This is a genomic window from Pseudomonas sp. BNK-30, assembly GCF_047456185.1.
Classification (GTDB): Bacteria; Pseudomonadota; Gammaproteobacteria; order Pseudomonadales; family Pseudomonadaceae; genus Aquipseudomonas; species Aquipseudomonas putida_E.
On sequence record NZ_CP179904.1, the window covers coordinates 776,512 to 789,647 of the forward strand.

Consider the following 13,136-nt stretch of genomic DNA (forward strand, 5'->3'; position numbering starts at 1 on the left):
GAAACAAACGCAGCATCGCGATGCGCCGGGGCCTATCAGTTCTTTTTTTGTGTGCGGGCCGGTAACGGCCTGCCTTTCACCGCTCCCGCAACGCCTCGGTCCGTGCTTTGAGCACCGGCTTGAGCAGATAATCCAGCACACTCTTCTGCCCGGTGATGATATCCACCGTGGCCACCATCCCGGGGATGATCAGCAGCGGCTTGTTATCGCCGCCCAAGTGGTTCTTCTCGGTGCGCACCTGAATCAGGTAAAACGCATTGCCCTTGTCATCGGTCACGGTATCGGCACCGATCAACTCAAGCTTGGCCTTCATGCCGCCATAAATGGTGTAGTCATACGCACTGAACTTCACCATCGCCGGCTGCCCCGGGTGCAGGAATGCCACGTCCTGTGGCCGCACCTTGGCTTCGATCAGCAGGTTGTCCTCGATCGGCACGATCTCCACCAGGTCGCTGCCTGGCTGCACCACCCCGCCAATTGTGTTGACTTTGAGCATCTTGACGATGCCATGCACCGGCGAAACCACGGTAGTGCGGTTGACCCGGTCGTCGATGGCGATGCTGGTGGCGGTGATCTTCGATAGCTCCGTGCGTTTGTCGTTGAGCTCCTTGGCGGCCTCGGAGCGGAAGCTGGCGTCCGATTCCTGGATCTTGCTCCTGATCTCGGCCACGGCGGCCTCGGCGCGGGGGATGGCCAGGCTGGTGGCGTTGAGCTGGCCGCGAGCTTCGACCGTGCGTTGCTTGAGCCGCAGGATTTCCACCGGTGAAATGGCACCCTTGCTCACCAGCGGCGCGGACATGTTTAGTTCCTGCTGCAGCAGGCCTACCGCCGAACGGTACTGTTCGACCTTGGAACGGAACTCGGCCAATTCCTGGGTCTTTTGTCGCAACTGCTCGTTGAGGGTCTGCTTTTCACTGGCCAGGCGGCGCTGGCGCGAGTCGTACAACGACAGTTCGTCCTCGGCCACTTGCGGCGCCTTGGCGCGGACCTCCTCGGACAGCACCAAGGGCCGCCCTTCGGCTTCGGCGGAAAGGCGCTCGACCTGGGCGGTCAAGGCATAGCGGTCAGCCTCGCTTTCACCTTTGTTGGACTTGAACCGCGTGTCGTCCAGGCGCAGCAGGGTGGCGCCTTTGTCCACCATCTGGCCTTCGCGCACGAAAATCTCAGTGACGATGCCGCCCTCCAGGTTCTGCACCACCTGCACCTTGCTCGAAGGGATCGCCTTGCCTTCGCCGACGGTTACCTCGTCGAGCACTGCCAGGCTCGCCCAGGTCAAGGCCGCGAGCAGTAGCGCCGCTGCCAGCCACACGGTCAGGCGTGACAGGCGCGGGGAATCTTGCAGGGTGGCGCTGGCCAGCTCTGGCATGTAGTCGTGTTCGGTGCGCTTGTCGGCGCTGCTGTGGGAACTGCGCACGCTGTGGCCGATGGGCATGGAAACCTCCTAGAGAGCTGCGCCGATGCGGCCCTTGCGCAGGGCATCGATAACCGCATCCTTTGGCCCGTCGGCGACGATCTTGCCGTTGTCCAGTACCAGCAGCCGGTCCACCAGGCTAAGCATCGAGGTGCGGTGGGTGACCAGCAGCAGGGTCTTGCCGGGCACCCAGTTCAGCAGTCGCTGGCGCAGTTGCTCTTCGCTGCTGTTGTCCATGTGGCTGGTAGGTTCGTCGAGGATCAGGATGGGTGGCTCCAGCAACAGCGCGCGGGCCAGCAGCACGGCCTGGCGCTGCCCGCCGGAAAGCAATTGGCCACGTTCGCCCACCGGGCGGTCGAAACCCTGCGGGTGCTGGCGGGCCAGCTCGCTGACGCCGGTCAGTTCGGCCACTTCGAGCATGCGCGCATCGCTTACGTGGCGGGCACCGAGGGTCAGGTTGTCACGCAGGCTGCCGGCCAGCAGCGGCAGGTCATGGGCGACGTAGCCAAGCTGGCTGCGCAGGTCGGCGATGTCCAGTTGGCGCAGGTCGAGGTTGTCCAGCAATACCTGGCCTTCTTCCGGGTGATGGAAGCCCATCAGCAGGCGGCCCAGGGTGCTTTTGCCCGAGCCGCTGCGGCCGATGATGCCAATCCGCTCACCCGGCTTTATGGCCACGTTCACATCCTGCAGTGCCGGGCTGGTCTGTGCCGGGTAGCGGAAGCTGACATGGCTGAGGGTCAGGCCGCCCTTGAGCGCGGTGTGCTCCAGGGCTTGCTGTTCGGCCTGGCGTTCTTGCGGCAGGGCCATCAGGGCATCGGTGCTGCGCATCGTCAGTTGCGCTTGCTGATAGCGGGTGATCAGCCCTGCAATCTGGCCGAGCGGTGCCAGCACCCGGCTACCGAGCATGTAGCTGGCGACCAGGGCGCCGACACTGAGGTTGCCAGCGATGATGCTGTACACCCCGGCGACGATGGTGGCCATGCCGCAGAACTGCTGGATGAACAGCGTGCCGTTGCTGGCCAGCGACGACAGGTTGCGGGCGTGGGCGTCGAGGCGGGCCATGGCGCCATTGGTGTGTTCCCACTGGTACTGGCGCTCGCTCTCGGCACCGCAGGCCTTGAGGGTTTCCAGGCCGCCGAGGGTTTCGATCAGCAGTGCCTGGCGTACCGCACCGAGGCTGAGGCTTTTTTGCACGGTGTCGCGCAGGCGTGCCTGAATGAACAGGGCAAAGCCCACCGCCAGCGGGAAGGCGATCAGTGGGATCAGTACCAGCCAGCCGCCCAGCAGGCCGATCACCAGTAGCATGAGGGCGACGAAGGGCAGGTCGATGATGCTGGTCAGGGTGACTGCGGTGAGGAATTCGCGCAGGCCCTGGAAGTCATGGATGCTCTGGGCGAAGCCGCCGATGCTGGCAGGTTTGGCTTTCATGGCCATGCCGGTGATGCGTTCGAACAGGGCGGCGGAGAGGATCAGGTCGGTCTTCTTGCCGGCCTGGTCCAGCAGGTGGGCGCGGACCATGCGCAGCACCAGCTCGAAGGCGGTGCCGATGAACAGGCCAGCGACCAGCACCCATAAGGTCGAAAGTGCCTGGTTGGGTACCACGCGATCGTAGGTCTGCATCACGAACAGCGGCACCATCAGGCCCAGCAGGTTGATCAGCAGGCTGGCCAGCAGGGCATCGCCGTACAGCCAGCGGGAATGGCGCAAGGTATCGCGGAACCAGGCCTCCACCCGCGGCAGCAGCGGTGAGCGGACTTCCTCCAGGGTATGACGGGGTCGTGCGAACAAAGCGTGACCTGCGTAGGCCTGTTCCAGCGCCTCGCGCTCTACCCATTGTTCGCCGCCCTCAGCCTCGCAGGGCAGGATCAGCGCCCGGCCATCTTCGCCCCAGCGCTGCAGCACGGCGCTGCGGCCGTCGTTGAGCAACAGCAGCACCGGCAGGTTGAGCGGCGAAATGGCCGCCAGCTCACGCTGCAGCACACGGCCTTGCAAACCGGCACGCGCCGCAGCGCGTGGCAGCAAATCCGCACCCAGGCGTTGCTGGAGCAGTGGCAGCCCACTGCTCAGGCTGGCGCGGCTGGCCGGCCGACCGTGCAGGCGGCACAGAATCAGCAGGCCATCGAGCAGGGGGTCATCGACATCGGGGCGCGGTTGTGCGCTTTGCATACTGGTCACGATGAACTACTCCCGCCACGGTGTAAGGGGGATGAGGCGCGGTGCTGAGTGCCAGTTGCGTGGGGCTGGCTCAACGCATGTCGGGCAACCTGGCCTCGGTGCGTACGTCGTTGTTGGCGATGGCCTCCGGCGGCAGTGAAATACGCTGTTTGCTCAACAGCTCACCCATGGTCGCCAGCACGCGATACATCGAGTACTCCTCGGTGTAACGCACCTCGGTGTAACGGCGGTTGGCGTTGTACAGCTCATTCTCGCTGTCCAGCACATCGAGCAGGGTGCGTTGGCCCAGGCCGAACTGGTCCTGATAGGCGGCGCGCACACGTTGCGTCGTTTCTGCGTACTCGCGGGCGGTAGGGGTCTGTTTACGGGCGTTGTTCATGGCGTTCCAGGCCAGGCTGAGGTTTTCGGTCAGCTCGCGCAGCGCGTTGTTGCGGATGTCCAGTGCCTGGTTGATCTTGTGCGCGTCGGACTGCAGGCGGGCCTTGTCGCTGCCGCCGCGGAACAGGTTGTAGCTGAGTTCGACGCCGGCCTGCCAGTCGTTGTTGCTGTGGCCTTTTTCGCCACCGAGGTTGTTGTTGGCGCCGGTGGCCAGCACCGCGTCCAGCCGTGGGTAGAAAGGCGATTTGGCCACTTCGTATTGCTGCTCGGCGGCATTGACGTCGGCCTGGGCAGATTTCAAGTAGGGGTTGTTCTGGCGCATGCCTTCGCGCGCCTCGTCCAGAGTGCCAGGCATTTCCACCTTGACCGATTGCGGGCCTTCCAGCTCATCCGGCAGGCGGCCGACCACGCTGTAGAAGTTGGCCTCGGCATCGGCCAGGTCGACCTCGGCGGTGTCCAGGTTGTTTTCCGCCAGAGCCCGGCGTGCGCGGGATTGGTCAAGGTCGGCGGTGCTGCCTACGCCCCGCTCGCTACGCAGGCCTATCTGATCGCTGACGCGCAGGTGCGCCTGCAGGTTGTTCTTTGCCAGGGTCACCAACTCTCGGCGCTTCAGCACTTCCAGGTACACCTCGATGGCGCGCAGGGCGACATCTTGTGCGACGGCCTGAGTGTAGTAGGCGCGGGAGGTGGCCACCGCCTCGGTACGGCCCACTTCGTTGGCTGTGTTGAAACCATCGAAGATCATTTGCCGAAGGCGCAACTCCGACTGGGTGTAGTTCAGGGTTTCTTTGTTGTGGTTGCGGGTACCGTCAGCGTTCAGGCCGCGGGTATTGATGTTGTCCGAGCGCTGTCTGCCGTACCCGGCTACCAGGTCCACGGTTGGATAGTACCCACCACGGGCAAATTTCACGTCCTCGTCGGCTGACAACCTGCTGTTGCGGTTGGAGCTTATTTCCGGGTGGTAGTCCACGGCGCTCTGGACAGCCTCGGTGAGCGACATCGCCTGAACGTTGGCGCACGCCATGGCCAACAGAATTGCACTGGTGATGGGGTTGAACCTGCGCATGGGGTACTTCTCCCTGATCTCAAAATGGCCCTGCTTCTTCTCGCCAAAAAAATGACGATTTTTATCGTTCAAACCGTTTCATGTTTGTAACAACAGAGCTAAGAACATTTAGCGCGCGAGCTAAGAAGATTTTTTCATAAGTGATATGCGAAAAAAAACTTATGCGGTCTATCGAAACCAAGACATTGTTTCATTCAAGTGATTTCGGAAGCCGCTGTAGCCTGCGAGTTTCCTGCATCGCAATGAGTTCCAGATTTTTTATGGCTAAGGACGTGGGGTAGGTAGGTAAAAGCGGAATTTGGCGACAAAAATTTGGCATCCGGTGGTGGCAAATTTACATTATGACTATCGCCAAATCAGTGACCTTCGCGCACGATTCTCACGGTTGAGACATGCGGGCGCGAAGCCGTTGACCTCCATCTGCCATGTTGTTGGCTGTGTAGCCAATAGGTTAGGGAGGCGTGCGCTCATGGCTAAGTCAGTCGGTGTGGTCAGCAAGGTGGTGGGGCAAGTATTTGCCGTTGGCGGCGATGGCAGCCGACGCCCTCTGATCGAGGGCGATCGCCTGTACGCGGGCGAGCAGTTGCAAACGGGTGCCGCAGGTGCCGTGGCTGTGCGCTTGCATAATGGCGCCGAGCTGACACTCGGCCGCGACAGCAGCCTGGCCATGACCGAAAAGCTCCTGGCTAACCAGGCCGCCCCTGTACAGGCTCAGGACGTTGCGCCGAGCGAGGCGCAGCTGAGCGATGTCGAGCGCATTCAGCGGGCGATTGCCGCCGGCGATGACCCTAGCGTCAACACCGAAGCCCCTGCCGCTGGAAATGGCGGCAACGGCGCGCCAGGCGCACTGGGCGGTGGCCACAGTTTTGTGTTGCTTACCGAAGTGGCGGATCGGGTTGATCCTGTGGTTGGTTTTCCCACGGCTGGTTTCAATGGCATTCCTGAATTGGCGAACCGCTATGTGGGTGGCCTGGACGGCAGTGGGCGCGACTCCTTGGGGGCTGGCAACGGTGGCGATGGTGGCCTGCCGCCCAATCCACCCATCCCGCCGGTCGACGAAGACCGTCCGGTAGAGCTCTCCGGGTTGAATGTGAGCCCCGGTGAGCTGATTTTGGATGAGGCCAATCTGCCCCTGGGGTCGGCCAGCAACCCAGCAACCCTGACCCAGCAAGGCAGTTTTACCGTGCTGGCGCCAGACGGCGTGTACAACCTCAGTGTGGGTGGCATCAACGTGGTGACCGCTGGTGTGGTGACCGGTGTTGGCCAATCGATCACCACGGGCCTGGGCAACACCCTGACCATTACCGGGTACAACCCTGCCACGGGCGTGGTGAGCTACAGCTACACCCTGACCGGTGCCGAGCAGCACGTTGAGGGCGCGGGCAACAACTCACAGGGCGAACAATTGCCGGTACTGGTCAGCGACAGCGACGGCGATGTTGCCCAAGGGTCGCTGGATGTGATCGTCCGTGACGATGCGCCCCAAGCCGTGGATGACAGCAATGCGCTAGCCGCCACCGAACAGCAAACCGAACTGACCGGGAATGTACTGGGCAATGACGTGCAGGGCGCCGACCGCGTGCCCGGTGGCCCGGTAATCGCCGGGACCTTCACCGGTACTTACGGCACTTTGGTCCTGGCCGCAGACGGTTCCTACACCTACACGCTGAACGCCAACGACCCGGACTTCAAGAGCCTGGGCGGCGGCGGCCAGGGCGTGGAGAGTTTCACCTACACCATCAAGGACGCCGACGGCGACACCAGCAGCGCGACCCTGACGCTGAACGTGACCAACCTGAACGACCCGGTGACGCTGGATGGGCTCGGCGTGCAGGGCGGCGAACTGACGGTATCTGAAAGCAACCTGCAGGACGGCAGTGCACCCGATGCCGGCGCCCTGACCCAACAGGGCACCTTCAAGATTACCGCCCCAGACGGCTTGCAGAGCCTGAGCGTGGGTGGCATCAGCGTGGTCAGTGGTGGCGTGGCGGCGGGCTTCCCGCAATCGATCGTCACGCCTGAAGGCAACACCCTGACCGTGACCGGCTATGACCCGACGACGGGTGTGGTGAGTTACAGCTACACCTTGGTGGACAACGAAAACCACCCTGGCGGGGAGGGCAGCATCAGCGAAGTGTTCCAGGTGGTCGCCACGGATGTCGATGGCAGCACTGCGACCGGCAGCCTGGATGTGACCCTCCGTGACGATGTGCCCCAAGCTGTGGATGACAGCAATGCAGTTGCTGCCACCGAACAGCAAACCGAACTGACCGGGAATGTACTGGGCAATGACGTGCAGGGCGCCGACCGCGTGCCCGGTGGCCCGGTAATCGCCGGGACCTTCACCGGTACTTACGGCACCTTGGTCCTGGCCGCAGACGGTTCCTACACCTACACGCTGAACACCAGCGATCCGGACTTCAAAAGCCTGGGCGGCGGTGGCCAGGGCGTGGAGAGTTTCACCTACACCATCAAGGACGCCGACGGCGACACCAGCAGCGCGACCCTGACGCTGAACGTGACCAACCTGAACGACCCGGTGACGCTGGATGGGCTCGGCGTGCAGGGCGGCGAGCTGACGGTATCTGAAAGCAACCTGCAGGACGGCAGTGCACCCGATGCCGGCGCCCTGACCCAGCAGGGCACCTTCAAGATTACCGCCCCAGACGGTTTGCAGAGCCTGAGCGTGGGTGGCATCAGTGTGGTCAGTGGTGGTGTGGCGGCTGGCTTCCCGCAGTCGATCGTCACGCCTGAAGGCAACACGCTGACCGTGACCGGCTATGACCCGACGACGGGTGTGGTGAGTTACAGCTACACCTTGGTGGACAACGAAAACCACCCCGGCGGCGAGGGCAGCATCAGCGAAGTGTTCCAGGTGGTCGCCACGGATGTCGATGGCAGCACTGCGACCGGCAGCCTGGATGTGACCCTCCGTGACGATGCGCCCCAAGCCGTGGATGACAGCAATGCGGTAGCCGCCACCGAACAGCAAACCGAACTGACCGGGAATGTACTGGGCAATGACGTGCAGGGCGCCGACCGCGTGCCCGGTGGCCCGGTAATCGCCGGTACCTTCACCGGTACTTACGGCACTTTGGTACTGGCCGCAGACGGTTCCTACACCTACACGCTGAACACCAGCGACCCGGACTTCAAGAGCCTGGGCGGCGGTGGCCAGGGCGTGGAGAGTTTCACCTACACCATCAAGGACGCCGACGGCGACACCAGCAGCGCGATCCTGACGCTGAACGTGACCAACCTGAACGACCCGGTGACGCTGGATGGGCTCGGCGTGCAGGGCGGCGAACTGACGGTATCTGAAAGCAACCTGCAGGACGGCAGCGCACCCGATGCCAGCGCACTGACCCAACAGGGCACCTTCAAGATCACCGCCCCAGACGGCTTGCAGAGCCTGAGCGTGGGTGGCATCAGCGTGGTCAGTGGTGGCGTGGCGGCGGGCTTCCCGCAATCGATCGTCACGCCTGAAGGCAACACCCTGACCGTGACCGGCTATGACCCGACGACGGGTGTGGTGAGTTACAGCTACACCTTGGTGGACAACGAAAACCACCCCGGCGGGGAGGGCAGCATCAGCGAAGTGTTCCAGGTGATCGGCAAGGATGTCGATGGCAGCACTGCGACTGGCAGCCTGGATGTGAATATCGTCGACGATCTACCTCAGGCTGATGACGATCAGGCCGCCGTGGCTAAAGGCGGTGTGGTGTATGGCAATGTGATGTACAACGACGTGGTGGGCGCTGACGTCCGCGGCGACGGCCAATATGTGGTCGGTGTGCGCGCGGGCAGCGATACCTCCACGTCGGCTATCGGCCAGCTCAACACCCAGGTCAACGGCCAGTACGGCTACCTGACCATCGATGCCCAGGGCAACGCCGAGTATCACTCCAACCCGAACGTCACCTCACCACGGGATGCCGTCGATACCTTCGTCTATACCATTCGCGACGCCGATGGCGACGAAAGCACCACGACCATCACCATCAACGTGCACAATTCGTTGATGGCTTGCGAAGATCGTGACATCACGGTTCACGAGAAAGCCCTGGACCTGCAAAAGGACGGTAACGACCTGGCCGCCGGCAATGTCACGGGGAGCGACTCAGCTTCGAGCCAGGAAACCACATCCGGCACATTGGTCGGCTCAGCCAGCGGCGGGGTAGGTGCGCTCACATACGCACTGGTCGGAAATGCCGTAGGCCAATACGGCCAGATTCAGCTCAATGCTGATGGCTCCTACACCTATACGCTGACCTCGCCAGCGAACTCCCCGACCCATGCCAACGACGGCGCCAATACCGTGACTGAAACCTTCACCTACCAGGTGCAGGACTCGCTGGGCAATTCGACCACCAGCACCATCGTCATAACCATCGTCGACGACGTGCCGACAGCCAGCAGCGATTTCGTCAGCGTGGCCAAGGGCGATGTGGTGTATGGCAACGTGATGTACAACGACGTGGTGGGCGCTGACGTCCGCGGCGACGGCCAATATGTGGTCGGTGTGCGCGCGGGCAGCGATACCTCCACGTCTGCTATCGGCCAGCTCAACACCCAGGTCAACGGCCAGTACGGCTACCTGACCATCGATGCCGAGGGCAACGCCGAGTATCACTCCAACCCGAACGTCACCTCACCACGGGATGCCGTGGACACCTTCGTCTATACCATTCGCGACGCCGATGGCGACGAAAGCACCACGACCATCACCATCAACGTGCACAATTCGTTGATGGCTTGCGAAGATCGTGACATCACGGTTCACGAGAAAGCCCTGGACCTGCAAAAGGACGGTGGCGACCTGGCCGCCGGCACCGTGATTGGCAGCGACCCAGCATCGCACCAGGAAACGGCCTCTGGCACCCTGGCCGGCTCGACCAGTGGCGGGGTCGGCGCACTGACCTACACCTTGGTCGGCAATGCTGTCGGCCAGTACGGTCAGATCCTGCTGAACGCTGATGGCTCTTACACCTACACCCTGACCTCACCGGCGAATTCGCCGACCCATGCCAACGACGGCGCCAATACCGTGACTGAAACCTTCACCTACCAGGTGCAGGATTCTCAGGGTAATTCGACCACCAGCACGATCGTCATCAGCATCGTCGACGATGTACCGACGGCCAACGCCGATTTCGTCAGTGTCGCCAAAGGTGATGTGGTCAGCGGCAATGTCATGTACAACGATGTGGTCGGTGCCGACACCTTGAGCGATGGCAAGTACGTGGTAGGCGTGCGCGCTGGCAACGATACCTCTAGCTCTGCGCTCGGCCAGCTCGACAGTCAGGTGCATGGCCAGTACGGCTATCTGATCATCGATGCCCAGGGCAATGCCGAGTACCACTCCAACCCCGATGCCGTCGCGCCGCGTGATGCGCTGGATACTTTCGTCTACACCGTTCGTGATGCCGACGGCGACGAGAGCACCACGACAATCACCATCAACGTGCACAACCCTTCACTGCAGCCATGTGGTGACGGGGGCGTCACGGTGTTCGAAAACGCGCTGGACCTGCACCGCGATGGTCACGACCTGGCTGTTGGAACCGCCACCGGCAGCGACCCAGAGTCGACCCGCGAGACCGCTTCCGGCAGCCTGGTCGGCCAGGTTGCAGGAGGCGTGGGGGCGTTGACCTACACCTTGGTCGGCGATGCCGTTGGCCAATACGGCCAATTGCTCCTCAATGCTGACGGTTCATACACCTACACCCTGACCTCGCCGGCGAACTCGCCGACCCATGCCAACGACGGCGCCAATACCGTCACCGAATCCTTCACCTACCGGGTGCAGGACACGGTGGGCAACTGGACCACCAGCAGCGTCAGCATCACCATCGTCGATGACGTCCCGCAAGCCCATTGCGACTTCATCAGCGTGGGCAAGGGCGACATCGTGCGCGGCAACGTGATGTACAACGATGTGGTGGGTGCCGATACCTCGAATGACGGCGCCTATGTGATTGGCGTGCGCGCCGGGCATGACACCTCCACCGCTGCCAACGGTCAGCTCGACAGCCATGTGTATGGGCAGTACGGCTACCTGACCCTCGATGCCCAGGGCAACGCCGAGTATCACTCCAACCCCAATGCCGTAGCGCCGCGGGATGCGCTCGACACCTTTGTTTACACCATTCGCGATGCCGACGGCGACGAAAGTACCGCTACCGTGACCATCAACGTGCATGACCAGTCGCTTCAGCCCTGTGGCGACGGTGGGGTCACGGTTTACGAAAAAGCGCTTGACCTGACCAAGGATGGCCAGGACCTGGCGGCCGGAAATGTCAACGGCAGTGAGCCTTGCTCGACTGCCGAAACGGCTGTCGGCAGCCTGGTCGGACAAGTCGGTGGCGGCGTCGGAGCATTGACCTACAGCCTGATAGGCAATGGCATAGGCGAGTACGGTCAGATCCACCTGAACGCAGACGGCTCCTACACCTACACCCTGACTTCACCAGCGAATTCGCCGACCCATGCCAACGATGGTGCCAATACCGTCGGGGAGTCATTCACTTACAGGGTGGAGGATACGCAAGGTAACTGGACCACCAGCAGCGTCACCATCACCATCGTGGATGACGTGCCGCAGGCCCATTGCGATTTTGTAAGTGTCAGCAAAGGCGAGGAGGTGCGTGGCAATGTCCTGTCCAACGATGTGATCGGCGCTGACGTGCCGGGCGATTGCGGCTACGTGGTGGGCGTGCGCGCTGGCGATGACACCTGCACCTCGGCTATCGGTCAGCTCGGCAGCCAGGTGGTTGGCCAGTATGGCTACCTCATACTGGACGCCAGGGGGAATGCGATTTACCACTCCGACCCGAGCGTCGTGGCACCGCGGGATGCTACCGACACCTTCGTCTACACCATTCGTGATGCTGACGGTGACGAAAGCACCGCGACCATCACGATCAACGTGCACGACAATTCGATAGCCGAATGTGGCGCCGGGTACGCCAGGGGGCAGGAGCAACGGGTTGTCGATCGCAGCGCGTTCACGCTCGATGCCAGCAGCATGACCGCGGCGCTGGTGGTGCTCGGCTATCTGGGCGCGTCCGGCATGGTCAACGCCCAAGGCAATGCCGAAGAAGTGATCAATGTCACCCTGCGCAAAGGTGAAGCCTTGCAGCTGAATCACACGCCCGATGGCGGCGACCTGGCAATGCAGTGGAAGGATGCCGGTGGCAGCTATCAGTCCATCGCCTCGGGAGACAGCTTCACGGCCAGCCATGACGGGGTGTACAGCATTCACCTCAGCGACCCGTTGGGTGCAGCCAAAGGCGGCGAAGGCTACAAACTGAACATGGTCCTCGACTACGCCAATGTGCAGGACGCGGCCCCGCTCATGGGCGCAGGCAGTGAGCACTTCACTGCTGGAGTTATCGACATTGCGTCGCTTGAAGCGCATGCCGCCGCTGCCCAGGGGGCGAGCGCTACGGCTGACTATGCTCAAGCCGAGGGCGCGGTCACCGTCGACCTCAGCCTTGAAGGGGCGCAGGACACTGGAGGTGCGGGGGTTGAGTCCTTCAATGGCATTTACAACCTGGTCGGCTCGGACTATGACGATACCTTGATCGGCAACAGTGCCGACAACGTGTTCAACGGCGGTGCAGGCAATGATGTGCTCAAAGGGGGTGGCGGCAATGACATTTTGATCGGTGGCAATGGCAGCGACACTTTCGTCTGGCAGAAGAACGACAGCGGCCATGACACGCTCAACGATTTCACCCCAGGCAGCGACAAGCTCGACCTGTCGCAGCTGCTGACGGGGGAACACGCCACGGCGGCGTCCCTGGATGAATACCTGCACTTCAAGGTCAGTGGCGCCGGGGCGACAGTGGTCTCGACCATTGAAGTCAGCAGCGTGGCGGGGGCGGCGCCGACGCAGACGATCGACCTGGCCGGCGTTGACCTTGCGCAGCACTACGGCGTGACGGCGGGGGCGGGCGGGGTGATATCGGCGGGGCCGGATACGGCGACCATCATCAACGGGATGATCGATGATCATTCGTTGAAGGTGGACACGGTGTGAGCTGCGCGGCCTGCAAGTTTGCTTGAAGCTTGTGGCGCTATCTCCGGATTGCCGGCGATAGC

The 13,136-nt window shown here is 62.4% G+C and carries 4 protein-coding genes; 1 reads left to right on the forward strand and 3 read right to left on the reverse strand.

Annotation, left to right across the window (positions count from 1 at the left end):
* Nucleotides 1-76 precede the first annotated feature (76 nt).
* The 3 genes from ACMGGN_RS03695 to ACMGGN_RS03705 form a co-directional block, all read right to left on the reverse strand.
* The gene (locus tag ACMGGN_RS03695; protein ID WP_046788075.1) at nucleotides 77-1,432 is read right to left on the reverse strand and encodes an HlyD family type I secretion periplasmic adaptor subunit; all 1,356 of its coding nucleotides are present in this window, start codon (nucleotides 1,430-1,432) and stop codon (nucleotides 77-79) included.
* Between the two features lie 9 nt (nucleotides 1,433-1,441).
* Nucleotides 1,442-3,577: a type I secretion system permease/ATPase gene (locus ACMGGN_RS03700; RefSeq protein ID WP_115274142.1), complete on the reverse strand. Its 2,136-nt coding sequence runs from the start codon at nucleotides 3,575-3,577 to the stop codon at nucleotides 1,442-1,444.
* Nucleotides 3,578-3,656: 79 nt separating this feature from the next.
* On the reverse strand, nucleotides 3,657-5,030 hold the full coding sequence (locus ACMGGN_RS03705; RefSeq protein ID WP_046788077.1) for a TolC family outer membrane protein: 1,374 nt from the start codon (nucleotides 5,028-5,030) through the stop codon (nucleotides 3,657-3,659).
* A gap of 469 nt (nucleotides 5,031-5,499) precedes the next feature.
* On the opposite strand from ACMGGN_RS03705, the gene ACMGGN_RS03710 reads away from it, so the two are divergent.
* Nucleotides 5,500-13,074: a retention module-containing protein gene (locus ACMGGN_RS03710; RefSeq protein WP_414156470.1), complete on the forward strand. Its 7,575-nt coding sequence runs from the start codon at nucleotides 5,500-5,502 to the stop codon at nucleotides 13,072-13,074.
* The last annotated feature ends 62 nt before the right edge of the window (nucleotides 13,075-13,136 follow it).